Below are 24460 nucleotides of genomic sequence, written 5' to 3'. Positions count from 1 at the left end.
ATTATCTTCTGCGTCATCAATCTAATTATGTTTATTTTCGAATAAAAAGTACCTGGATGAAAATTGATTTAAGAAGTGATACGGTTACAAGACCGACTAAAGACATGCTGAAATACATGATGAATGCAGAAGTTGGCGATGATGTATATAAAGAAGACCCTTCGGTTAATCAGCTGGAAACCTACCTGGCAGATTTATTTGGGATGGATGCAGCCTTGTATTTTCCTACGGGGTCTATGTCCAATCAGGCAGCTATAAAACTTCATACCCAGCCTGGAGAACAATTGATCTGTGATAAATGGGCTCATGTATATAATTATGAAGGTGGCGGAGTTTCCTTCAATAGTGGAGTGTCATGTAAACTGGTTGACGGTGATAAAGGTAAAATCACCGCAGACCTTGTAGAAGAAGCAATTAACCCCCCGGATTTTTATCACAGTCCATTGACTTCTTTGGTCTGTTTGGAAAATACGACCAACAAAGGTGGCGGAGCCTGTTACGATTTGGAAACCATTCGTTCTATTAGAACGGTTTGCGACAAACATGGTCTTGGATTACATCTGGACGGCGCACGACTTTACAACGCTATAGTGGCCAATAACCACGATCCAAAAGACTTTGGGAAAGAGTTCGATACCATTTCGCTTTGTTTGTCCAAAGGTCTTGGTGCGCCTATGGGTACTGTTTTAATGGGGAACGACGACCTTATGAAAAACGCTATCCGTATCCGCAAAGTGCTAGGAGGAGGCATGAGACAAGTTGGTTATATGGCTGCGGGTGCCTACTATGCTTTGCATCACCACGTGGATAGATTGAATGAAGATCACGAAAGAGCTAAGGCTATAGAAAAAACCTTAACCGATCATCCACTTATCAAAGCCGTAGATCATGTGGAAACCAATATTGTAATTTTCTACTTGCAGCCTCATCTCGATGAAATTAAATTTATGAGAGATCTCGAAGAAAAAGGGATCAGAATAAGCAATATGGGCAATGGCAAAATGCGACTCGTCACCCATTTAGATTACACAGAAGAACAGCACGAATACTTCCTGAAAACCTTAAAGTCTCTTTAGGAATTATAGCTTGGGGCTTACCCCTCCCAATGCTTTGGCGAGGGGTCGGGCTTTTCGCTGCAATGCTTCCCCCCAATGCTTTGGGGGTGCAGGATTTCCGCTTCAATCCCTAAGCCATAATTTCAGAAGTTCTAAACGATTAGTTATTCTTATTATAATCTGCTAAGAATTTTTCCAATCCACTGTCGGTTAATGGATGTTTTAAAAGTCCCTCGATAGACGATAATGGTCCAGTCATCACATCAGCACCAAGTTTTGCACAGTCAATCACATGCATAGTATGTCTTACAGAAGCTGCCAAAATCTGAGTTTCGAACATGTAGTTATCATACACCAATCTGATTTCCTCAATTAAATTCAACCCATCTGTAGAAATGTCATCCAGCCTTCCAATAAATGGAGAAACATAAGTTGCTCCAGCTTTAGCAGCAAGAAGAGCCTGGCCTACAGAAAAAACTAAAGTACAATTGGTGCGAATTCCTTTCTCTGAAAAATATTTGATGGCCTTTACACCTTCTTTGATCATGGGAACTTTCACAACGATTTGATCGTGAAGTTCTGCTAAGGCTTCACCTTCTTTAATGATGCCTTCAAAATCAGTTGAAATCACTTCGGCACTCACGTCGCCGTCAACGATTTCACAAATTTTGATATAGTGTTTCTTAATATTTTCCTCCCCGGTAATGCCTTCTTTTGCCATCAAGGATGGGTTGGTGGTTACGCCATCAAGGATTCCAAGGTCCTGAGCTTCCTTGATTTGGTCGATATTAGCTGTGTCAATAAAAAATTTCATATGAATGTGTTTTAGTTACAAATTTACAGTTTATAGTGTTTAAGGAGAAGGTTTTCAAAAACTTTATCGGGTAGGATATGTTTTAAAAAGACTGACATTTTTTGAGTGAAATCACCGACTTTATAATGAATTTTTGGATTGGATTTTTGCATAATTGCATGTACGCTTTTGGCCATGAGATCTGGATCTTTGCCGTGATCGACATGTGCGTCCATTAGCTTTAAGCTTTTTTCATAAACGTCTTTATATGGAGAATTTTCTTCAATAGGTGCGTGGTACCTGCCTGCAGCGATATTGGTAGCAAAATCACCGGGAGCAACATTGCACATTTTGATTCCGAATGCCTTTAGCTCCATTCGGTAGGCTTCTGTAGTGAGTTCTAAGGCTCCTTTAGTCGCAGAATAAAATCCTCTAAAAGGTAATCCCATATAGCCGGCAATGGAGGTCACATTTATAATGAACCCAGATTTTTTTGACCTCATATGTGGTAAAACAGTATTAATGACTCTCAAAGGGCCAAAATAATTGGTCTCGAATATCTTTTTCTGTTCGATTTCTGGAATTTCTTCAAGCGGTCCTGTTATGCCTGCGCCAGCATTATTGATCAAAAAATCTATTTTGCCTTCCTTGGTGATGAGGGTTTGGATAGCGTTTTCTACACTCTTTAAGTCGGTGACATCTAATTGAAGAAAATGAATGCCATTAAGCTCTTCATGTTTAGGATGTCTGCTAGTTCCGTAAACTTTGTAATCGAATGTGGCGAGATATTCTCCTATAGATTTTCCAATTCCTGATGACGCACCAGTAATCAAAACGATATTTTGCATTGAATTTTGAATTTGGGCAAATATCCAACTTATAGGCTTAAGAAAAAAATGAGGAAAGTTTTGGGAATAAAAAAAGGCAAGCGACCTACATCACACCGCTACGACCATCTACCCTTGCTGCGTTCCCGCCCTGGGGGATTCGACAGGAGCTGGTTGTGTAGGACTTGCCGACTGCAAATATACAATCTTATTTAAAGTCAACAAGTTGTTTTCTGTTCTAATTCCCTATTTTTACTCCATATTTTAAAAATAAATTTATGCGAATTTTTAAGTCATTGGCAGTCATATTTTTAACGCTTGCCTTTTACTCATGTGATGAGGATTTATCTAAAGATTTTAAAATTCAGTTAGAAAATAAATCTAAAACATTATCCAATTCTGAAATCCTAAGTGGCAGCGTAAAAGCTTTAAAGGACCACGAGGTTAATTCAATAGAAATCAAACTTCAAGATCAAGTTACACCAATTCAACTATCAGAAAAATTCACGATAGATGTTTCTGAATTAAAACTTGGGAATCATGAGTTACAAGTCACTCTGGAAGTTAATGGTGAAACTGTAAAAATCTCTGAAAAGATTAAAATTCTAAATAGTGAAAAACCAAAATTATACACTTACGAAATCGTGAATACTTATCCTCATGATATATTGGCTTATACCCAGGGGTTGGAATTCCATGGGGATACCTTATACGAAAGCACGGGTCAACGCGGAGAATCTACCCTTCGAAAAGTAGATTATGAAACTGGCGAAGTTCTTAAAAAAGTAGAACTAGATCAATTCTATTTTGGTGAAGGTTTGACGATTCTGAACGATAAAATTTATCAGCTGACCTGGCAATCTCAGGAAGGTTTGGTTTACGATCTCGAATCTATGGAATTGCTCAATAAATTCGCTTATTCTGAAAGTAAAGAAGGTTGGGGGCTCTGTAATGATGGAGAGCAGTTGTACAAAAGCGATGGCACGGATAAAATATGGATGTTGGATGCGGAAAGTCTGGAAGAGGTCTCTTTTATCCAGCCTACTACCAATAAAGCAGTTTTGAATCAGGTTAATGAACTTGAGTGGGTAGATGGTAAAATTTATGCCAATACCTACCAAAAAGATGGGGTAGTCATCATCAATCCCAAAACTGGTGGAGTAGAAGGTGTGGTTGATTTTAGAGGACTTCGAGACAAAGTAAAACAACACTCAAGGCTGGATGTGCTTAATGGAATTGCTTATCATGCATCCTCCAAAAGACTCTTTGTGACTGGAAAAAATTGGAATCAACTTTTCGAAGTGAATCTCATAGAAAAATAAAATCAGTACTTAAGCGTTTGACTTTTAATACAATTTTATGAAGCAACTTTTCTTTATCATTTCGGTAATAGCTTTACTTTCAATCACATCTTGTAGAGACGATTTTGAACTAGAACCAAGTTCTGGCAGACTTGAATTCTCTCAAGATACTCTATACCTGGATACTGTGTTTACAAATACTGGTTCGAGTACCTATAGTTTTAAGGTTTATAACAGAGGTGATCAAGATATACGAATACCTTCCATTCAACTTGGGCAAGGCGAGAACTCAAACTTTAGACTGAATGTCGATGGAGTTGCTGGCAAAACAGTAAATGACATTAATATACTGGCTAAAGACAGCATTTTCGTTTTTGTAGAAGTTACTGCAGATATTCAGGAACTGAGTCAAAATGATTTATCATTTTTATATACTGATCAGATTAATTTTGATTCAGATATAAATATGCAGCAGGTTGAATTGGTAACTTTAGTACAAGATGCTCATTTTTTGTTTCCAGATCGGTTTGAAGATGGATCTACGGAAACCTTGAGTTTGGGCTTGGACGCTGAAGGAGAAGAAATTCGAATTGACGGTTTTGTTTTAGACCAGGAACATCTAAGGTTTACAAACGAAAAACCCTACGTTATTTATGGCTTCGCTGGAGTGCCTTCTGGAGAAACTCTGTCTATAGAAGCAGGAGCACGCATTCATTTTCATGATAACAGTGGCATTATTGCTGCAAATGGAGCATCCGTTCAAGCCATAGGTGGATTGAGTAATGATCCTGAACTCATGGAAAATGAAATTATATTTGAAGGTGACAGACTGGAACCCGCATTTTCTGAAACTCCAGGACAATGGGCTGCCATCTGGCTGACAGAAGGAAGTACCAATCATATTTTTGATCATGTGACCATTAAGAATTCAACTGTTGGAATTTTGATGGATTCCAATGACGGGACTGGTCAACCTACATTGAGATTGAAAAACACACAAATTTATAATTCAGCAAATTTAGGTTTACTAGCAAGAACAGGTTTTATAGATGGAGAAAATGTGGTCATCAATAATAGTGGTCAGGCCTCTCTAAATCTTTCACTCGGTGGTCGATATAATTTTAGACACTCCACATTTGCTAATTATTGGCAAAATGGATTCAGGCAATTCCCTTCTGTATTAATTGAAAATAACCTGGAGTCTGGAGAGACTTTGTTTATAGCTGATTTGATTGAGGCTAATTTTAGTAATTGTATCATTTACGGAAATGAAAACATTGAATTGCTTTTCAACCAGGTGGATGAAGCTGCCTTCAATTACAAATTTGAAAACTGCCTATTGCGATTCAACGACATTAATAATCAATTCGTAGAAAACGAGTTATATAATTTTGAAAATTCCACTTTATTTGAAAATATGATTCTGAATGAAACACCACTATTTTTGAATGAACAGGAAAATCAAATGATTATTAGCAATGACTCTCCTGCAAGTGGAGCTGGTAATCCGACTACAGCCAGTGAGGTACCTTTGGATATTTTGGGAAGAGACAGAACTCAAAATCCAGATATGGGAGCTTATCAAAGTATTCAATTTGAAAAATAAAAAAATCGCTTTTGTACACAAAAGCGATTTGAGATTATACTATTAGTTTTAAATCCTAACTTTTTACAGTTTCAGCAAATAAGGGCTTTTGACTCATCATTGCATGAACCCGTTCTTTTATAGATTCCAAATGAGAAGTGTTTTCAAAGTTTTTGATCACATCATCAATCAGGTCAACTATTTTTTCCATTTCTTCAGGTTGTAAGCCTCTAGTGGTTATGGCTGGAGTTCCAATACGGATTCCTGAGGTAACAAATGGAGATTTATCATCAAATGGAACCATATTTTTATTGACGGTAATTCCTGCAACACCAAGAGCCTCTTCTGCTTGTTTTCCTGAGATATTTTTATTTCTTAGGTCGATAAGCATCATATGGTTGTCCGTTCCGCCAGAAATAATTTTGTAGTCTCTGTCCATAAAAGCTTTAGCCATTGCGGAAGCATTATTTATCACTTGCCTTTGATAATCTACAAATTCTTCTGTTAGTGCTTCACCAAAAGCCACAGCTTTGGCAGCGATAATATGTTCAAGAGGGCCTCCTTGATTACCTGGAAATACGGAACTATCGAGCATACTCGACATTTTTTTCAGCTTTCCATTTTTTAGTTTTTCTCCAAAGGGGTTTTCGAAATCTTTTCCCATCAAAATGATACCCCCGCGTGGACCTCTTATGGTTTTGTGAGTGGTAGAAGTTATAATGTGACAATGCTCAATAGGACTCTGAAGTAAACCAGCAGCAATCAAACCAGCTGGGTGAGCCATATCAGCTAGCAAGATAGCTCCAACTTCATCTGCGATCTCTCTAAAGGTTTTATAATCTATTTCCCTTGAGTAAGCGGATGCACCAGCAATAATCATTTTTGGTTTTTCTTTGTGAGCAACTTCTCTCACCATATCATAGTCGATAAGACCAGTTTCTTTATCTACTCCATAAAATACTGGATCGTATAATTTTCCAGAGAAATTTACCGGAGAACCATGGGTTAAATGACCTCCATGGGAAAGATCAAACCCTAAAATTTTATCACCAGGTTTTAAGCAGATGGAAAATACAGCCGTGTTTGCTTGAGAACCAGAGTGAGGCTGAACATTGGCATATTCTGCACCAAACAATTTTTTGAGACGTTCTCTTGCAAGATCCTCAACTTTGTCGACAACTTCACAACCTCCATAATATCTTTTTCCAGGATATCCTTCGGCATACTTATTAGTAAGTACAGAACCTGCAGCATCCATGACGTCTTGACTTGCAAAATTCTCACTTGCAATCAATTCTAAGCCGTTGATTTGTCTGTTTTTCTCTTCAAGAATTAAGTCTGAAATGGCCTTATCTTTCATCATTATATTTTAAAGTTAAATATGATTCAAATTTAACTATTTAGAATGGTTAATACGGTTAAAATAATATATTTGAAGGAAGATTTAAGATTAATTTCAAATCCCAAAACCTAAATTTATGTCACTAAAAGCTAATGATCCATCAAGAGAAACCTGGTTGGATCTTCCAGATAATACAGATTTCCCTATCCAAAATATTCCTTTTGGAGTTTTTCTTACCCGTGATGATATCATCACGATTGGAACTCGCATAGGCGATTATGCCATCGATTTAGGGGCTTTACATCAGTTGGGGTATTTTAAAGATATCCCGCTTACAGACGATATTTTCTTACAGGATAGTCTCAATGATTTTATTGCAGATGGAAGGAAAACGTGGAGAGCTGTAAGAAACAGAGTGGCTGAAATCTTCGACGCGACCAACGATGAATTGAAATCCAATGCAAAAGACAGAGAAACAATTCTATTCACTTTAGATGAGATAGAAATGCAAATGCCTGTACAGGTAGGGGATTATACTGATTTTTATTCGAGTAAAGAACATGCTACCAACGTTGGGAAAATGTTTCGAGATCCAGAAAATGCGCTGTTACCCAATTGGCTTCACGCTCCCATAGGATATCATGGGCGTAGTTCGTCTATCGTGCCAAGTGGTATTCCAATTCATAGGCCTCAGGGTCAAAAATTACCAAAGGGTTCTGATGAACCAATTTTCGGACCCACACGTCACTTGGATTTCGAACTTGAAATGGCTTTTATTACCACAGCTAGTAATGTTCTAGGGGAACCCATCCCTGCAGCAGAAGCCGAAAATTATATTTTTGGTTTAGTGCTTTTTAATGATTGGAGTGCGAGGGATCTTCAAAAATGGGAATATCAACCTTTAGGACCTTTTCTAGGTAAAAACTTTGGGTCTGCTATTTCCCCATGGATTGTGACTCTAGACGCTTTAGAGCCTTTCAGGGTTGAAGGTCCGAAACCTGTAAAAAAACTTTTACCTTACTTGGAGACCACCGGTAAAAAAAGCTTTGATATAAGTCTTTCCGTTTCTATAAAACCAGATAAAGGAGAAGAAACTGTGATAACAAAATCTAATTTCAAATATATGTATTGGAATATGAGTCAACAACTGGCTCACCATACTGTAAATGGATGTCCTGTAAATAGTGGGGATTTGATGGCTAGTGGAACTATTTCTGGACCTACGCCAGAGTCTTACGGCTCCATGCTGGAACTCTCATGGAATGGATCTAAACCTGTGAAACTCGCAGATGGTCAAGAACGCCGTTTTATTGAAGATAAAGATACAGTGACCCTGAGAGGCTATTGTCAAAATTATGAAGTGAGAATTGGATTTGGTGAAGTCTCAACCAAAATTCTTCCGGTTTTTAAATCTTAGCGTTTAAATCTTGATTTTTAAAATTATATAAACCCCGACAGCTTTGCTTAGGGGTTTTTGTTTCAAGTGTCTAGAAATTTGGATTGTTCTTCTTCTGTAGGCATAGGACAAGTTTCAGATTTTCCAAACCATTGGTATCTATTTCGGGCAACGTAATCATAAATTAGATTCCTAAAGCCTTCTGGCAAAAATTGGAAAATACTTAGTGCAGGATATAACCCATTTAATTCTTTACTGATTTCTAAAGCTGCTGTAGACTTAATGTAATATGCATTTCCTGGATCTATCAAAATGATGGAATCAATTTCTGAAGTGTCGATTCCGCGTTCACTTGTTAATTTTCGACCAAGCTCACTTTCCAATGAGGCAAATCTGAAAATATCCTTTTTATCTCTTTTGATGATAAACCTCACAGAAGCATTGCAAAAATTGCAAACTCCATCAAAAAGGACAATTTTTTTGTTTTCTGGTATGTCCATTATTTGGCACGTTTTACAAGTTCGAGTTGCTCATCTGAAACACTTGTAATGAACATTCCGTAATTTACAACAACTTTTCCTTTTTCAAACTTATCAATAGTTCCCACAGCTCGGCCATCCTGCATCCTCACAGAATCTCCTTCTTTAAACACTGGTTTTTCAGGAGTTTTAGAAGCTTTTTCTTCTTCTTTGGCTTTCTCTTTTTTCTTTTGAGTTCTTATTTTTTCGACTTTCTTCTGTGCTTCTTCTTTTACTTTTTTCTCTTTCTCTCTCTGTATTTTTTCTTCTTTTCGAGTTTGTTTGATGCGTTTTGAATTCTCACGCTCTATAATTTTCAACACATTAGAATAAAGCTGCTTTTTGTTTTTATTATTGAAATACTGTAATCCAATCTTGTCAATCTTCTCGCCAATGCCTATCATACGCTGGTTGCTGTCATATAATTCCTGATAGCTTTCCAGTTTTTGCTGAATTTTGGAATTGATTTCGTCAAGTTTTTCTTGTTCTTTTCTAGTTTCGTCTGTTTTTGATTTTAATTCTGAATTGGTTTTAGCCAACTTGGAACGCTCCATTTGAAGTTTGGCAATACTTTTATCAAACCTGATTTTACCGCGTTCTACTTTTTTCTTGGCTCTATTGATTAAACTAAACGGAATTCCGTTTTTTTGAGCGACTTCAAAAGTGAATGAACTTCCAGCTTCTCCGAGTTTTAATTCAAACAAAGGCTCCATGGTATAACTGTCAAACGCCATATTGGCATTCACAATTTCAGGATTTTCATTAGCCATCATTTTTAAGTTGGCATAATGCGTTGTAATAATTCCGTAGGCTTTTTTCTCATGAAAGACTTCAAGAAAAGTTTCAGCCAAAGCACCGCCAAGTTCAGGGTCGGATCCTGTACCAAATTCATCGATTAAAAACAAGGTTTTATCATCGCAAGTTTTTAGAAATTTACGCATGTTTTTTAGGCGGTAACTATAGGTGCTTAAGTGATTTTCAATACTTTGGTTATCCCCAATATCTGTGAGTATTTTATCAAAAAAGCATATTCTAGAGTATTCATGAACCGGAACCAGCATTCCTGCCTGAAGCATAACCTGGACTAGTCCAATAGTCTTAAGTGTTATACTTTTACCTCCGGCATTTGGCCCCGAAATGACAATGATTTGTTGTGAGTCATTTAAGGTGATGTCTTGTGGATAAGTCTTTTCTCCAATTTTATTATGGTTGATCAATAACAATGGATGGTAAGCATCTTTAAGATAAATTTCCTTATCAGTAGTTATTTTAGGCAACAAGCCTTCATACAATTCAGCATACTTCACTTTTGCTGAAATTAAATCGACTTCGCTTAAATAATTTTGGTATTGTTTTAAAAGATCTACAAAAGGTCTTAAATAATTAGTGAGACCTTTCAGAATTTTATTGACCTCTTCTTTTTCTTCATATTCTGCCTCGTCGAGTTCCCGCTCAGATTGCTGGGTTTCTTCTGGCTGGATATAAACGATATTGCCAGATTTTGAACTCCCCATCATAGCACCTTTTACCTTGCGTTTGTGCATTGCAGTAACTGCCAAGACTCTTACACTGTCTACAACCGATTCTCTTATCTCATCGAGATAGCCATAGCTGCTGTATTTGGATAAGGCTTTAGAAAAACTAGAATTGATTTTGCCTTTAGCAATATTGATGGTTTTCCTTATCCTAAAAAGCTCTGGCGTCGCATCATTTTTGATATCACCAAATTTGTCAATGATTCTTCTTATCTCATCAACAATTGCTGTTGTGTATTCTATTGGCTGAGTAGATCTGTAAAGATTGGGATATAATTCTTTGTACTTCTGAAAATATTTAATGTGAATATTGGTAGTTTCAGAAAGGTTAAGAATTTTCCTGAAACCGTTCAACTCCATCACAGAACCTTCAATGTTTAAAATCTTTATGGCCTCATCCACACTTTCAAACCCATGATTGGGAATAGGCTTTTCCTGCAAGGCAGAAGATTTATATTCTTCGGTTTGATGGAGATGAAAATAAATGGATTTGTAGGTTGAGTAAGGTGTAAGCTTTAATGCTTTTTCCTGTCCTTTATCTGTAATACAATATTGGCTCAACTGAGCACAAACTGTTGGAAATTCTAAATCTATTAAGGCTTTTTCGCTTATGTTTATCATACTAAAATTCTACATTCGTAGTCTCACAAAAATACGCATAATAAATGGAGGTTCAGATTGAAGCAACTTGGAAAAAAATCTTAAAAGATGAGTTTGAAAAACCTTATTTTGAGTCGCTTATCGGCTTTGTAAAGTCAGAATACAAAAACCACAAGTGTTTTCCAAAAGGGTCAGATATCTTCAATGCTTTTGACTTTTGTTCTTTTGATGACACCAAAGTTATTATTCTAGGTCAAGATCCGTATCATGGTCCAGGTCAAGCCCACGGGCTTTCTTTTTCCGTCCCCAAAGGAACTCCTACGCCGCCATCGCTTCAAAATATTTACAGAGAATTAAAAGACGACCTCAATATTGATCTACCAAATCATGGAAACCTTGAAAACTGGGCAAAACAAGGCGTTTTGTTGCTGAATGCCACATTAACTGTGAGAGCCCATGAGGCTGGAAGTCATCAAAATAAAGGCTGGGAAATCTTTACAGATGAGGTCATTAAAAAACTATCTGAAGAAAAAGAAGGTCTTGTGTTTTTATTATGGGGTGGTTTTGCTAAAAAGAAATCCAAACTCATCAACTCACTCAAACATCATATTTTGACTTCAGGTCATCCTTCACCATTAAGTGCAAACAGGGGGTATTGGTTTGGAAATAAGCATTTTAGTAAAACAAACCAACTTTTAGAAGATCAAAACAAAACACCAATTGATTGGTGATTTATTTATCTGCTAAAACAGGATTCGAATTTGTTTCCTGTTGAGACTGTGACCAGATTTTAGGTGTATTCACCTTAAATTTCTTTTTAGAAACTTTAGGCTGCTTATCACCGCAGTCACAACTAAACTTGAGTAGCAGGAAATTAATAAGTATAAGGCTTGCTATGGCAATTATAATAATCATATAAAAAGAGCTTTTAGGATAAAGTTATTCTTCAATAAATAGATGCGCTATAAATGGATTGGTTGCGTGATTATGCGAAAATAAATTCAGTGTATGTTTTTTCTGTTTCAACAAGACTTAAACTTTGAAGTCTTTTTTGTGTAAGGTGAACGTCATTTTCTGAAAGTTGTTGTTGACTCCATTCAGTAATTTTAAGCCATTCTTTTACATCTTCAATTTTTAAGTCATATCGTTTTGAAATCATTTCTTCGATATGTTCCATAGATTTCAGACTATTACTTTTTTTGTTGAGAGGCTCAAGTAAGAGAGGAACGAGTTTAGAATTTTTTTTCAAGAACTTTTCTGTTGTTACAATCACAAAACAAGGCCAGGGAGTTGGCTCATCACCAAGTCTTCGAAAGGTGCCGTTGTCTACAAGGGGTTTGGTGGTAAAATGTTCCCACAAGAAATAATCTGCAGTTCCTTCTTTTAATGAAGCTTTTGCTCCAGATAGATTTTGTGTTGTTTTGAAATTTAAATCTTCTGTATCCCAGTCTTGATTGTTGGCATGAACATAAGTCATAAGATGAGAGCCAGAGCCAAACCTACTGATAGCAGCGGTTTGATTCTTAAGGTCTTCGACCCGGTGATAATTGGAATTGGCATGAACATGTATTCCCCACATCAATGGACTTTTGACGTAAGTTTGAATGATTTTAAAAGGGCTTCCATCACAGATTTCTTTGATGGAACCTTCGGTAAGCATCACGGCTATATCTATAGTTCCAGCTTTTAAGGCTTCACTCATTTCTCCTGTGCCACCATGAAAATCTGTCCAGTCGACCTCAATTTCGTTTTTTTCAAAATCACCTCCTTCAATGCATAAATGCCACGGCAAATTGAAATGTTCTGGAACTCCACCAATTTTTAATGTCCTCATAAATTTATTTTTAAAGCTGAGATAACTTATCTAAAGTGAATTGGATAAGTGAATCAACTGCTGCTTTAGGATCATTACTGAAATTGCCTGTAGACCTGTTTGCGATAATTGCATTCATTGATAACGCACCATGACCTAGAAGCTTTGATAAGCAATAGATGGCACTGGTTTCCATTTCTAAGTTGGTGATGGTTTTCTCTTGAAATTTAAAATCAACCAGTTGGTCAATAAATGTTGGATCTTGAGTTTCCAATCTTAAAGTTCTACCCTGGGGACCATAAAAACCAAGGTTGGTACCTGTAAAACCAGGAATCACGTTTTTATCGGTTTTAAAGAGCTGTATTAAATCCGGATCACCATCTACAATGTAGGGCTGAGGTTTTTTTGGAGATATATTTAGGTGTTCACAAAGTGCATGAGTAGCTTCCTCGTTTGTAATATTATTTTTATAATAATGTAGTAATCCGTCAAAACCTACTCCAGCTTCGCTCATCACAAACTTATCCAACTCTGCATGTGGCTGAATTCCTCCTGAAGTTCCTATCCGTACGATATTAAGTTTGTGATGCTTCGGCTTGATTTCTCTGGTTTCAAGATCAATATTGACCAGGGCATCCAGTTCATTTAAAACGATATCAATATTATCGATCCCAATTCCAGTAGATATAACGGTCATTTTTTTGCCGTTATAGAAGCCTGTTTGTGTTTTGAATTCCCGTTTTTGAGTTTCAAAAATGACTTCGTCAAAGTAAGAGGTTACCTTAGCAACCCTATCCTGGTCACCTACGGTTATGATGATGTCAGCAATATTTGCTGGTTTTAAATTGAGATGATAAATACTACCATCTGGATTTAAGATTAATTCTGAAGATGCTATAGGCATACTTTATGGTTTAAACATTGAATTTTTTAAAATATTCAATAACTATTTTTATATCGAAATAAATTTAAATTCCATTCATTCGACTTCATTCAATCGTTGATTTCTGATATGATGTGTTGGTAATTTAGAATTAACCTCCCACACGTTTGACGTTAAAGCCAAGATCTTTTAATAAGCTCATGATTTGATCCCGGTAGTCACCTTGAATGATAATTTCTTCATTTTTATGACTTCCTCCAACACCAATTTCTTTTTTGAGATACTTAGTTAGATTTTGAAAATCTTTTTTAGCTCCTGTGTAGTTTTTAATTAAAGTATTCGCTTTGCCTTTCCGTTTTGAAAATTCACAAATGAGCGGATCAGACTGCATCCAAATGTCGAGTTCATCACTTTTGCTAACCTCTTTTTTTTCTTCCTGAGGCTCGTGATCTGGAAATAACTCTTTCAATTGATCTTTAAGATCCATGCTTTATTTTTTAATCAAACCTATTTCTACCAAACGCTGATGAAGAAATTCACCAGCAGTAATGTCTTCGTAGTGTTTAGGATTATTCTCGTCTATACATTCTTCGAGGCAATCCAGTGGCATATCACTTCTAGGGTGCAAGAAAAATGGTATGGAATAGCGAGGTTTTCCCCAGTCTTCTTTTGGTGGATTTGTGACTCGGTGTATAGTTGATCTTAATTTATTATTGGTATGTCGTTCTAGCATATCCCCCACATTGATAACCAATTCATCATCTTTAGGAATGGCATCTATCCATTCTCCATCTTTACGTTGTACCTGAAGTCCTCCGGAAGAAGCCCCCATCAGTAAAGTGATTAAATTAATATCACCATGAGCACCAGCTCTTACAGCTCCTTTGGGTTCAGTTTCTATTGGCGGGTAATGAATAGGTCTCAATATTGAATTTCCATTACTGGCCCAATGATCGAAATAATGCTCATCCAGTCCAATATAAAGCGCCAAGGCTCTTAATACATATATTCCTGTCTTCTCCAGCATTCTGTATGCCTCCATACCAACTTCATTAAATTTTGGCACTTCTTCTACATTTAAGTTTTCTGGATACTCCTCAGTAAGTTTGGCGTCCTCATCTGGCTCTTGTCCAAAATGCCAAAACTCCTTCAGATCTCCTTCTTTCTTTCCTTTAGCATGTTCTTTTCCGAAAGATACATAACCACGTTGTCCGCCCAAATCCTCGCGTTCGTATTTCTTTTTAGTGACTTCGGGAAGATCAAAGAAAGCTTTCACCTGAGTATAAAGTTCATCAACCAATTTCTCATCCAAAAAATGATGATTTAAGGCGACGAATCCAATCTCTTCGTAAGCTGAGCCTATTTCATTGACGAATTTTTGTTTTCTTTTGGGATCTTCAGATAAAAAATCTGCAAGATTCACACTTGGGATATTAGTCATGGACATACCGGAATTTTAGAAAAAGCAAATTTAATGATTTTTATTCAACAAGAATTTTCGGATAGTCTTAAATTAAAAGATTTCATTATAATACATTTGAAAGTTAGTTAATAACTTATCTATGAATTTTGAACATCACTCCATTTCGAAAGAGAAACATATTGAATTGTTTAAGAGTTTACTTAAACCTCGTCTTATAGAAGAGAAAATGTTGGTGCTCTTAAGGCAAGGGAAAATCTCCAAATGGTTTTCTGGAATAGGTCAGGAGGCCATTGCCGTAGGCGTCACTAAAGCTCTTAAAGCAGATGAGTATATCTTACCTATGCATAGAAATCTTGGTGTGTTTACAGAGCGAAATATTCCTTTGCATCGTTTGTTTTCTCAGTGGCAGGGTAAATTGAATGGATTTACCAAAGGTAGAGACCGAAGTTTTCATTTCGGGACACAGGAATTCAAAATTGTAGGGATGATATCTCATCTTGGCCCACAACTAGGAGTTGCAGATGGTATTGCTTTGGCACACAAACTAAAAGCCGAAAACGCGGTAACTGCTGTTTTCACTGGTGAAGGGGGAACCAGTGAGGGCGATTTTCATGAAGCCCTAAATGTGGCTTCGGTTTGGGACTTACCTGTTTTGTTCTGTGTTGAAAACAATGGATACGGACTTTCCACTCCTGTGATGGAGCAATTTAAATGCGAACATATTGCCGACAAAGCTTTAGGATACGGAATGGAATCTCATATTATTGACGGTAATAATGTTGTAGAAGTTTTTACTCAAGTCAATGCGATTGCAGAAAGCATCAGGAAAAACCCGAGACCTGTTTTGATGGAGTTCAAAACCTTTAGAAGAAGAGGTCATGAAGAAGCTAGTGGAACCAAATATGTTCCAGATGATTTGATGGAACAGTGGGAAAAGCTGGATCCTATCGATAATTATGAGTTGTTTATTCTGGAAGCTGGCTTTTTAACCAGGGATGAAATTATTTCCATAAAAACTGAAATCAAATCAGAGATAGAGGATCACCTCAAGTTAGCCAATGAAGAACCTGAAGTCGACTCTAATGAAAACGATGAGTTAGCAGATGTATTTAAGTCTTATGAGTTTCAGAATTTTTTACCGTCGTCTCAAAAAACAGAATTACGCTTCATTGATGCCATTTCTGAAGGGCTAAAGCAAAGCATGGAAAAGTTTGAGGATATGGTCATTATGGGGCAAGATGTCGCAGAGTACGGTGGAGTTTTCAAAATCACTGATGGGTTTGTTGAGAAATTTGGCAAAGCCAGAGTCAGAAATACCCCTATTTGCGAGTCAGCTATTATTTCTGCAGCCATGGGACTTTCCATTAAAGGCATAAAGTCTATTGTAGAAATGCAGTTTAGTGATTTTGTAAGTTCAGGATTTAATCCAATTGTAAATTACCTAGCCAAAGTACACTACCGCTGGGGGCAAAATGCAGACGTAGTGATAAGAATGCCTTGCGGCGCTGGAGTGGGTGCAGGCCCTTTTCATAGCCAGACCAATGAGGCCTGGTTCACGAAGACTCCAGGTCTTAAAGTGATTTACCCTTCCAATCCTCAGGATGCCAAAGGACTTCTGGCTGCTGCTATTGAAGATCCTAATCCTGTTTTATTTTTTGAGCATAAGGGTTTGTACAGAAGCATTAGAGGCGAAGTTTCACAAGATTATTTTACACTGGAGCTAGGTAAAGCAAATCTTATAACCTCTGGCACAGACATAAGTCTTATTACTTATGGGGCTGGAGTGCACTGGGCTTCCGAGGTTTTGGAACGACACCAAAATATATCAGTAGATTTTATCGATTTAAGAACTTTGTTTCCTTTGGATGAGGAAGCTATTTTTAATTCTGTAAAGAAAACAGGTAAAGTAATTATTCTTCAGGAAGATTCTATATTTGGAGGAATAGCATCAGATATATCAGCTTTAATTTCTGAGCATTGTTTCCAATACCTTGATGCTCCTGTCAAGCGAGTTGCAAGTTTATCTACACCAATTCCTTTTGCTAAAAATTTAGAAGAAAAATACTTATCAAAATCAAGGTTTGAGGAAGAGTTTCTAAACTTAAATAAATATTAAATTTATCCTAAGGCCATACTTTTTGGTTAAGTTAGTATAACCAACCATAAAAACCAAAAATTATGATACGATGGGTTATTACATTTTTAGTGATTGCATTAATTGCAGCTGTGTTAGGCTTTGGCGGAATTGCTGAAGGTGCTGCAGACATTGCAAAAATTATTTTTTACATTTTTATAGTATTGTTTGTTATCTCTCTTTTAGGAAGACTTTTCAGACGATAGAAAAAATTAAATCCGTAGGTTTACCAAAGTATTTAGCCTGCGGATTTTTTATGTTTAATTAAAGATAAAACCTATGAGATATTGCCTTGTTTTAATTGTTGCTATCCTGTTTTCATCCTGCGGTTCTTCTTATTTAGCTAACAAAGTTGAAAGAGAATTTAAGGGCGATTGGGTTCTGGAATCGGTGACTTTCCCAGATTCTTCTGGTTTTTTCGATGTCGAACTATTTGAAGTTGCAGACATCAGCTGTTTTCAAAATTCTATTTGGAAATTTGTACCAAATAATAGTACAGGTGAATTTACTTTGGATGGTGATTCATGTGCGAAAACCAAAAATAGACTAACTTGGTACGTTGATAGTGAAACAGCCAAAAATGCCTATCCCGAAGTTTTAATGAAAGTTACAACAGGACAAAAGGCAAAAGATGTAAGCCAAGGAACACGAATCCGAATTAAATCTTTGTTAGAAAATGAAATGGTTTGGGAACAAACTGCTAATTATAATGGTAAAGAGATAAAAGTAGAAACGACATTTTCAAAAATTTAAACTATGAAACCAACCAAAAATAAAATACTTGGAATATTGATGGCATTTGCATTCCTTTTCAGTTCTTGTGAAGCCGTGAAAAACACCAACAATACCCAGCGTGGTGGTGCTGTAGGCGCTGCTGGCGGAGCTGTCATAGGTGGTGTAATAGGTAATAATACTGGCGATGGTGATAATTCTGTCTTAGGAGCTATTATTGGAGGTGTTGTAGGTGGAGCAGCAGGTGCGTATATCGGAAATAGAATGGATAAACAGGCCAAGGAAATTGAAGAAGAGATTCCTGGAGCTGAAGTCACTAGAGTTGGAGAAGGCATCAATGTTACATTCGACGAAAATTCTGGAGTTTACTTTGCAACTAACAAATCCGACATCAACGATAAGTCCGAAATTTCACTGTTGAAATTGATTAGCATTTTTCAAAAATATCCCAAAACCAATATTATAGTTGAAGGTCACACAGATTCTACTGGAAGTGATAGCTACAACATGGAATTATCCAAAAAACGTGCTCAGTCTGTTACCGATTATTTAACCAATAATGGAATAGGAAATTCAAGAATTGAAACCAATTGGTTTGGAGAAGAACAACCGAAGTATGATAACAACACCTCTGAAGGGCGTTCCAAAAATAGAAGGGTAGAACTGGCCATTGTTGCCAATGAAGAACTAAAAGAAGAAGCGAAGCAAAAAGCTGAATAATCTTTAAAATAGTACAACAGAAAATCCTAATTCCACATTAGGATTTTTTTTATGCCTAAATTTCCAAAATGAAAAGGTTTGATGTTATAATAGTTGGTGGAGGTTTGGCTGGGTTAACTTCTGCTATTGATTTATCTTTATCTGGGTTGGATATCTTAGTCATAGAAAAAGATCACTATCCAAAGCATAAGGTTTGTGGTGAATACGTCTCCAACGAAGTGTTACCTTATTTAAATCGACTTGGAATTTCTATTGAAAACACCCCGGCAGATCAAATTCATCGCTTGGTGTTGAGTGGTCGCTTTGGCAACTCCATAAACGTAGACCTTCCGCTTGGTGGTTTTGGCATGTCAAGGTATGCTTTAGATGATCTTTTGTACAAAACGGCTAAGTCAAGCGGTGTTACTTTCAAATTTGAAACTGTTTCGGATGTCGCTTTCGAAAATGAACAGTTTTTTATAGCAACGAAGGAGCAAACCTATTATTCTGAAATTGCTATCGGTAGTTTTGGAAAGCGTTCTACTTTAGATAAAAAACTTGGTAGAGATTTTATTCAGCAGAAAACGCCATGGATTGGAATAAAAGCCCACTATCAGACGGATGATTTTCCAGCAGGAGAAGTGCATTTGCACAATTTTGATGGCGGTTATTGCGGTCTTTCTAAAACTGAAACTGGCGCCGTAAATTTTTGCTACCTCACACATTACAATAGCTTCAAAAAAGAAGGGTCGGTTGAAAATTTCAATAAACATATCCTTGCTCAAAATCCAAGACTTAAATCATTTCTTGACAATTCCAACTTACTTTTTGACAAGCATTTGGCTATTTCTCAGGTTTCTTTTCAAAATAAAAGCGCCGTGGAAAACCATATGCTGATGGCTGGAGATTCTGCAGGACTTATTCATCCACTATGCGGCAATGGTATGGCTATTGCTATCCATTCAGCCAAATTGATATCGGAAGAGATCAAAGCTTTTAAAACTCATAAAAACAGAAAGCAACTGGAAGAAAATTATAGTAAAATTTGGAATAAAACCTTTAGGAAAAGGCTTATTTTCGGGGGTGTATTTCAACACATATTATTAAAGTCCAGATTGACAAATATTGGGATGTCAGTTGTTTCTAAATCTCCTTATATTTTGAAAAAAATGATTCAACAAACCCACGGTAAACCAATCTCATGAAAGGCATTTCTACCAAAACGCGAAGCAAGGAAGAAGAAATCATGGATAAATTTGATTTTAAAGGTGAAGAACTTAAAAAAGTATTGGAGACCATTGACAAAATCAACACCAAGCTTGGCGGACATAGAGTTACTATTAAAGGCATTGAAAAACTATTGGAAGACCAAAAGAGCAAGCATTTTGTTATTGCAGATTTGGGTTGTGGAAGTGGAGATGCATTGAGGTATATCTCAAAATGGGCAAAGCAAAAAGGAATCAATGTTCAGCTTATTGGAATAGATGCCAATCCACATACTATCCAAATCGCTAGAGAATGGTCCCAAGCCTATAAAAATATATCTTTTAGAGTAATTGATGTTTTTAGTGAGGATTTTGATGATTTCGAAGCAGATATCATCATGTGTTGCCTTACACTTCATCATTTTAAGGATGATTTTATTAAAAAATTACTTCCCATCCTTTCTGATAAAGCCAGGTTAGGGCTTGTGATCAACGATTTGCATCGCAATAAAATTGCTTACCGATTATTCAAGTTGTATTGCGCAGTCTTTGTAAATTCAGACATTGCAAGGAAAGATGGTTTGACTTCCATTTTGAGAGGTTTTAAAGCAGAAGACTTTGAGTATTACGCCAAACAAATAAATTTAAAGCACCACATTAAATGGTATTGGGCATTCCGTTACCAGTGGATCATATACAGCTCATGAGTGTAAAAATAGATACAGTCGCTACCCAAACTCCTCAGTATTATAAGGAAACGAAAGATATAATTCCTTTTGTAGAGATGTGGCTAGCAGATGAAGACGAGAGATTTAGACGAAAAGTGATTAAGATTTACGAAGGCGCACAAGTGGATAAGCGCTATTCCATTATGGATCCTAAAGAGGTATTTGAAGCTACTTCCTTTGAGGATAAGAACAAAATTTATACCCGAGAGGCTAAAAATCTGGGAAAGAAAGTCCTTGAAAAAGCACTGAATAAAGCAGAGTGGTCCCCACAAAGTTTAGATTACATTATTACTGTGAGTTGCACAGGTATTATGATCCCGTCCTTGGATGCATTTCTTATTAATGATTTGGACTTGAGACAGGATATTGTGAGATTGCCTGTTACGGAAATGGGTTGTGCAGCTGGTATTTCTGGGATGATTTATGCACATCAGTTTTTGCAGGCTAACCCCGATAAACGCGCGGCCATTGTTGCTTTTGAAGCCCCTACAGCTACCTTCCAGCTCAGTGATAAATCCATGGCAAATATGGTGAGTTCTGCCATTTTTGGTGATGGAGCTGCTTGTGTATTAATGAGTTCTGAAGACACCTGTAAAGGACCTAAAATTCTGGGAGAATCCATGTATCATTTTTACAATGACACACACATGATGGGTTTTGATCTTACCAATTCTGGATTAAAAATGGTTCTCGATATAGATGTACCAGAAAAAATAAGCAGTCATTTTCCTGCTATAATTCACCCGTTCTTAGAAGCGAATCAAACCAAAATTGAAGATGTAGATCATCTTATTTTTCACCCTGGAGGTAAGAAAATCATCAATACAGTAGAGGCACTTTTTGGGGCAATGGGTAAAAATATCGATGACACCAAGGAAGTACTTCGATTATTTGGAAATATGAGTAGTGCTACCGTCCTTTATGTGCTAGAGCGGATCATGCAAAAACCTATTAAAAAAGGAGAAAAGGGCTTGATGCTTAGTTTTGGACCTGGATTTTCTGCTCAGCGTATTCTTTTGGAGTGGTAATTCAAGCTAAAATAATATTGAGTTAAATTTCTTCGGAATATAATACTGATAAGATTAAACTTTTAAAGACATCCAGCTTATGACCAACCAATCACTTAAACATTACGCCCTGATTCTCGGAGGAAGCCAAGGCCTAGGTTACGCTTCAGCTTTGAAGCTGGCACAAAACGGATGGAACTTAATCATAATTCATAGGGATAGAAGAAGTGATTTACCAGACATCGAAGCCAGATTTGAAACTATGAAACAGTGCGGGATTGATCTAAAAACAGTTAATATAGATGCTACAAATTCAGAAAAAAGGAAAAGCTTTATAGACCAACTTCCAGAACATCTAGGTGAATCTGGGAAAATAAAATTACTTCTTCACAGCATTGCCAAAGGAAACCTGAAAGCTTTGACTGGAGATTCCCCTCTCAATCTAACTGATTTACAAATCACAGCCAATGCCATGGCTTATAGCTTTTATGACTGGTCCAAAGCGATTTTAGAAGCCGACTTGTTTACGGAACATTCAAAATTACTGGCTTTTACAAGTGAAGGTAACCAGCGGGTTTGGAAACATTACGCCGCCGTTTCTGTGGCTAAAACCAGCCTGGAAACCTTGATGAAATATATGGCAGTAGAGTTTGCTGAGTATGGGATAACAGCCAATTGTATACAATCGGGAATGGTGGAAACTCAATCCTTCCAAATGATTCCTGGTTATCAAGAACTTAAAGCGGCTGCCGTAAAACGCAACCCTTTCAAACGCCTTACCACTGTCGAGGATGTGGCCGATGTTGTTTATCTTTTGAGCAAGAAAGAAGCAAACTGGATCAATGGTTCAGTGATAAAAGCGGATGGTGGCGAAAGCTTATAAATCAATAACACAATGAAATCATCTGAAATTATTGCGAAACTTCCTTACCAAGACCCTTTTCTATACGTCAAAACTATTGATGAGGTGTCAGAGACTTCAATCAAAGGAAGCTATACATTTAAAGCCTCTTCCTGGTTTTACAAAGGACATTTCAAAAATAATCCAGTCACTCCTGGAGTTATACTCACAGAATGTGCTGCCCAAATTGGTTTGGCAAGCTTTGGACTTTATCTTTTGTCTCAGGAAAAAAATATTAACCTTGACGACATGAAACTAGCTATGACGTCAACTCATGTTGAATTCATCAAACCTGTTTTACCTGGCGATAAGGTGATTGTTGAGGCTGAAAAGATGTATTTTAGATTCAATAAATTAAAATCTTCGGTAAAGATGTACGACTTGACTGGAGATTTGGTCCTGCAAGGTGAACTTGCAGGTGTAATTTTACCTTAATGATGAAAAGAAAAAGAGTGGTTATCACGGGGATGGGGGTTGTTGCTCCCAATGCTACTGGTCTTCCTCAATTTGAAGACGCTATAAAAGCTGGTAAAAGCGGGATTAAATTTCATCAAGAGCTCAAAGATTTGAAGTTCAGTTGTCAGGTTGGTGGAGTGCCAAAAATACCTCAGGAACTTTTAGATAAAAATTTCACTGCTTTAGAACAAAGAGGACTTTTAGCAACTGGATTGATTTACGGTGGAATTGCAGGACAAGAGGCCTGGACAGATGCCAAATTGAGTATTAAGCACGAACTCGATACAGATTCAGGAATTATTTTTGGTACTGGTGTTTTAGGTGTTGAAAAACTTAGAGAAGCTTTTAACCGAATTGACGATAAGCAGGTGAGAAGATTGGGAAGTACCAGCGTTTTACAAACTATGGCCAGCGGGATTAGTGCATTTCTGGGGGGTAGACTAGGTTGTGGTAACCAGGTCACCTCCAATTCTTCAGCGTGTTCCACAGGAACGGAAGCCTTATTGATGGGATTTGAGCGTATTCAATTTGGAAAAGCCAAACGTATGCTTGTTGGAAGTTGTAGTGATTCCGGACCTTATGTTTGGGGTGGTTTTGATGCCCTACGCATTTTACCACATCAGCACAATGCTACTCCAGAATCGGCCTCACAGCCATTATCGGCTGCTGCAGCTGGTTTTGTGCCTTCCAGTGGAGCAGGGGCTTTAGTTCTGGAAGATTTAGAGTCCGCTCTAGAAAGAGACGCACACATCTATGCAGAAGTTTTAGGTGGTCACGTGAATGCTGGTGGTCAGCGAGAAAATGGAAGCATGACGGCGCCCAATTCCACGGCAGTAAAAAGCTGTATATCGCAAGCATTACTAGATGCTGGAGTAAATTCAGAAGAAATAGACCTGATCAATGGGCATCTTACGGCAACTGCCATGGATAGCACCGAAATTGAAAATTGGTCTCAGGCTTTGGGTTTATCGGGTAAGGAATTCCCTTACATTAACTCGTTGAAAAGTCATATAGGTCATGCCCTTGCAGCAGCTGGAAGCATAGAGCTGGTAAGTTCTGTACTGGAATTGTCTCGTGGATTCATTTTTCCAAATATCAATTGTGATACTATTCACCCAGAAGTGCTTAAGCTTATTGATGAGGATAAGATTCCAAGGCGACTGGTTGAGAAGAAATTAAATCTATTGGCTAAAGCAAGCTTTGGGTTTGGGGATGTCAATGCTTGTGTCATTTTAAAATCTTACGACAAATGAACTCAAAACAACTAAAAAAACGCTATTGGATTTTTGGAGGAGCAGGAACCGGATTGCTGGGTTTTGGATTATCCGCTTTGGTGGAAAGTGGATTTTTGAAACACAGCGATGCTCCAGCATGGCAATGGATTCTGGCTGGAACTTTTTCGCTTATTCTTATTATGACAGGGATCAATTTTCTATTTGAAAGTTTTAGGTGTAAGCAGAAATTGGATCTTGATTGAGATCAAATTTATTATTTTTTCAATTTTGACGCCGTCAATTAAGGCACTGC

26 protein-coding genes and 1 other RNA gene are annotated in these 24460 nt (G+C 37.2%); 16 read left to right on the top strand and 11 right to left on the bottom strand.

Features of this window, described 5'->3' with window-relative positions; genetic code table 11:
* The first annotated feature begins 56 nt into the window (after positions 1–56).
* Positions 57–1076: a threonine aldolase family protein gene (locus LB454_RS04065; protein ID WP_224463344.1), complete on the top strand. Its 1020-nt coding sequence runs from the start codon at positions 57–59 to the stop codon at positions 1074–1076.
* Positions 1077–1215: 139 nt separating this feature from the next.
* Here LB454_RS04065 and fsa read toward each other — a convergent pair whose 3' ends face one another.
* From fsa to ffs, 3 genes are all read right to left on the bottom strand, one after another.
* Positions 1216–1869: a fructose-6-phosphate aldolase gene (gene fsa / locus LB454_RS04060; protein ID WP_224463343.1), complete on the bottom strand. Its 654-nt coding sequence runs from the start codon at positions 1867–1869 to the stop codon at positions 1216–1218.
* A 23-nt stretch (positions 1870–1892) separates the two neighbouring features.
* Complete coding sequence (locus tag LB454_RS04055; protein ID WP_224463342.1) at positions 1893–2696, bottom strand: SDR family oxidoreductase; 804 nt, start codon at positions 2694–2696, stop codon at positions 1893–1895.
* Between the two features lie 71 nt (positions 2697–2767).
* An RNA gene (ffs, locus tag LB454_RS04050) (signal recognition particle sRNA small type) lies at positions 2768–2866 on the bottom strand.
* An 87-nt stretch (positions 2867–2953) separates the two neighbouring features.
* Here ffs and LB454_RS04045 point away from each other — a divergent pair.
* Together LB454_RS04045 and LB454_RS04040 are read left to right on the top strand one after the other, a co-directional pair.
* On the top strand, positions 2954–3997 hold the full coding sequence (locus LB454_RS04045) for a glutaminyl-peptide cyclotransferase (protein ID WP_224463341.1): 1044 nt from the start codon (positions 2954–2956) through the stop codon (positions 3995–3997).
* 37 nt (positions 3998–4034) lie between these two features.
* Positions 4035–5582, top strand: a complete 1548-nt coding sequence (locus LB454_RS04040) for a hypothetical protein (protein ID WP_224463340.1) — start codon at positions 4035–4037, stop codon at positions 5580–5582.
* 55 nt (positions 5583–5637) lie between these two features.
* Here LB454_RS04040 and LB454_RS04035 read toward each other — a convergent pair whose 3' ends face one another.
* On the bottom strand, positions 5638–6921 hold the full coding sequence (locus tag LB454_RS04035; RefSeq protein ID WP_262902766.1) for a serine hydroxymethyltransferase: 1284 nt from the start codon (positions 6919–6921) through the stop codon (positions 5638–5640).
* Positions 6922–7039: 118 nt separating this feature from the next.
* Here LB454_RS04035 and fahA point away from each other — a divergent pair, with 118 nt between their 5' ends.
* On the top strand, positions 7040–8320 hold the full coding sequence (gene fahA, locus LB454_RS04030) for a fumarylacetoacetase (RefSeq protein WP_224463338.1): 1281 nt from the start codon (positions 7040–7042) through the stop codon (positions 8318–8320).
* A 62-nt stretch (positions 8321–8382) separates the two neighbouring features.
* On the opposite strand, the gene LB454_RS04025 is transcribed toward fahA, so the two are convergent.
* Both LB454_RS04025 and LB454_RS04020 read right to left on the bottom strand, forming a co-directional pair.
* Complete coding sequence (locus LB454_RS04025; protein ID WP_224463337.1) at positions 8383–8799, bottom strand: thiol-disulfide oxidoreductase DCC family protein; 417 nt, start codon at positions 8797–8799, stop codon at positions 8383–8385.
* Positions 8799–10973 carry an endonuclease MutS2 gene (locus LB454_RS04020; protein WP_224463336.1) on the bottom strand — a complete coding sequence of 725 codons (2175 nt, stop codon included), beginning with the start codon at positions 10971–10973 and terminating at the stop codon, positions 8799–8801. Before LB454_RS04020 ends, LB454_RS04025 begins: the two co-directional genes overlap by 1 nt.
* A 44-nt stretch (positions 10974–11017) precedes the next feature.
* Here LB454_RS04020 and LB454_RS04015 point away from each other — a divergent pair, with 44 nt between their 5' ends.
* Positions 11018–11683, top strand: a complete 666-nt coding sequence (locus LB454_RS04015) for a uracil-DNA glycosylase (protein WP_224463335.1) — start codon at positions 11018–11020, stop codon at positions 11681–11683.
* A gap of 1 nt (position 11684) precedes the next feature.
* On the opposite strand, the gene LB454_RS04010 is transcribed toward LB454_RS04015, so the two are convergent.
* The 5 genes from LB454_RS04010 to LB454_RS03990 form a co-directional block, all read right to left on the bottom strand.
* Positions 11685–11867 (bottom strand): hypothetical protein, encoded by a 183-nt coding sequence (locus LB454_RS04010; protein ID WP_224463334.1) that lies wholly within the window; start codon positions 11865–11867, stop codon positions 11685–11687.
* Between the two features lie 70 nt (positions 11868–11937).
* Entirely contained in the window at positions 11938–12786 is an 849-nt protein-coding gene (locus LB454_RS04005) for a substrate-binding domain-containing protein (protein WP_224463333.1), read from the bottom strand.
* Positions 12787–12796: 10 nt separating this feature from the next.
* On the bottom strand, positions 12797–13669 hold the full coding sequence (locus LB454_RS04000; RefSeq protein ID WP_224463332.1) for a nucleoside phosphorylase: 873 nt from the start codon (positions 13667–13669) through the stop codon (positions 12797–12799).
* Between the two features lie 130 nt (positions 13670–13799).
* On the bottom strand, positions 13800–14135 hold the full coding sequence (locus LB454_RS03995; RefSeq protein ID WP_224463331.1) for a translation initiation factor: 336 nt from the start codon (positions 14133–14135) through the stop codon (positions 13800–13802).
* 3 nt (positions 14136–14138) lie between these two features.
* Positions 14139–15089 (bottom strand): isopenicillin N synthase family dioxygenase, encoded by a 951-nt coding sequence (locus tag LB454_RS03990; RefSeq protein WP_224463872.1) that lies wholly within the window; start codon positions 15087–15089, stop codon positions 14139–14141.
* 121 nt (positions 15090–15210) lie between these two features.
* On the opposite strand from LB454_RS03990, the gene LB454_RS03985 reads away from it, so the two are divergent.
* The 11 genes from LB454_RS03985 (at position 15211) to LB454_RS03935 (ending at position 24410) form a co-directional block, all read left to right on the top strand.
* The gene (locus LB454_RS03985) at positions 15211–17187 is read left to right on the top strand and encodes an alpha-ketoacid dehydrogenase subunit alpha/beta (protein ID WP_224463330.1); all 1977 of its coding nucleotides are present in this window, start codon (positions 15211–15213) and stop codon (positions 17185–17187) included.
* A gap of 62 nt (positions 17188–17249) precedes the next feature.
* The gene (locus LB454_RS03980) at positions 17250–17411 is read left to right on the top strand and encodes a DUF1328 domain-containing protein (RefSeq protein WP_224463329.1); all 162 of its coding nucleotides are present in this window, start codon (positions 17250–17252) and stop codon (positions 17409–17411) included.
* Between the two features lie 73 nt (positions 17412–17484).
* On the top strand, positions 17485–17958 hold the full coding sequence (locus tag LB454_RS03975) for a lipocalin family protein (protein ID WP_224463328.1): 474 nt from the start codon (positions 17485–17487) through the stop codon (positions 17956–17958).
* A gap of 3 nt (positions 17959–17961) precedes the next feature.
* Complete coding sequence (locus LB454_RS03970; protein WP_224463327.1) at positions 17962–18657, top strand: OmpA family protein; 696 nt, start codon at positions 17962–17964, stop codon at positions 18655–18657.
* Positions 18658–18725: 68 nt separating this feature from the next.
* Positions 18726–19841 carry an NAD(P)/FAD-dependent oxidoreductase gene (locus tag LB454_RS03965; protein ID WP_224463326.1) on the top strand — a complete coding sequence of 372 codons (1116 nt, stop codon included), beginning with the start codon at positions 18726–18728 and terminating at the stop codon, positions 19839–19841.
* Positions 19838–20548, top strand: a complete 711-nt coding sequence (locus LB454_RS03960) for a methyltransferase domain-containing protein (protein WP_224463325.1) — start codon at positions 19838–19840, stop codon at positions 20546–20548. The genes LB454_RS03965 and LB454_RS03960 overlap by 4 nt, the downstream gene beginning before the upstream one ends.
* Positions 20545–21597, top strand: coding sequence for a type III polyketide synthase (locus LB454_RS03955; RefSeq protein ID WP_224463324.1), 1053 nt, complete (start codon positions 20545–20547; stop codon positions 21595–21597). Before LB454_RS03960 ends, LB454_RS03955 begins: the two co-directional genes overlap by 4 nt.
* A gap of 79 nt (positions 21598–21676) precedes the next feature.
* On the top strand, positions 21677–22459 hold the full coding sequence (locus tag LB454_RS03950; protein ID WP_224463323.1) for an SDR family oxidoreductase: 783 nt from the start codon (positions 21677–21679) through the stop codon (positions 22457–22459).
* Between the two features lie 12 nt (positions 22460–22471).
* A complete protein-coding gene (locus LB454_RS03945; RefSeq protein WP_224463322.1) occupies positions 22472–22912 on the top strand; it encodes a 3-hydroxyacyl-ACP dehydratase FabZ family protein in 441 nt (146 codons plus the stop codon).
* A gap of 2 nt (positions 22913–22914) precedes the next feature.
* Positions 22915–24186 carry a beta-ketoacyl-[acyl-carrier-protein] synthase family protein gene (locus LB454_RS03940; protein ID WP_224463871.1) on the top strand — a complete coding sequence of 424 codons (1272 nt, stop codon included), beginning with the start codon at positions 22915–22917 and terminating at the stop codon, positions 24184–24186.
* A complete protein-coding gene (locus tag LB454_RS03935) occupies positions 24183–24410 on the top strand; it encodes a hypothetical protein (RefSeq protein ID WP_224463321.1) in 228 nt (75 codons plus the stop codon). The genes LB454_RS03940 and LB454_RS03935 overlap by 4 nt, the downstream gene beginning before the upstream one ends.
* The last annotated feature ends 50 nt before the right edge of the window (positions 24411–24460 follow it).

Source organism: Psychroflexus montanilacus (genome assembly GCF_020164535.1).
Taxonomy (GTDB): Bacteria; Bacteroidota; Bacteroidia; order Flavobacteriales; family Flavobacteriaceae; genus Psychroflexus; species Psychroflexus montanilacus.
This window is presented reverse-complemented; position numbering and strand designations above follow the sequence as displayed.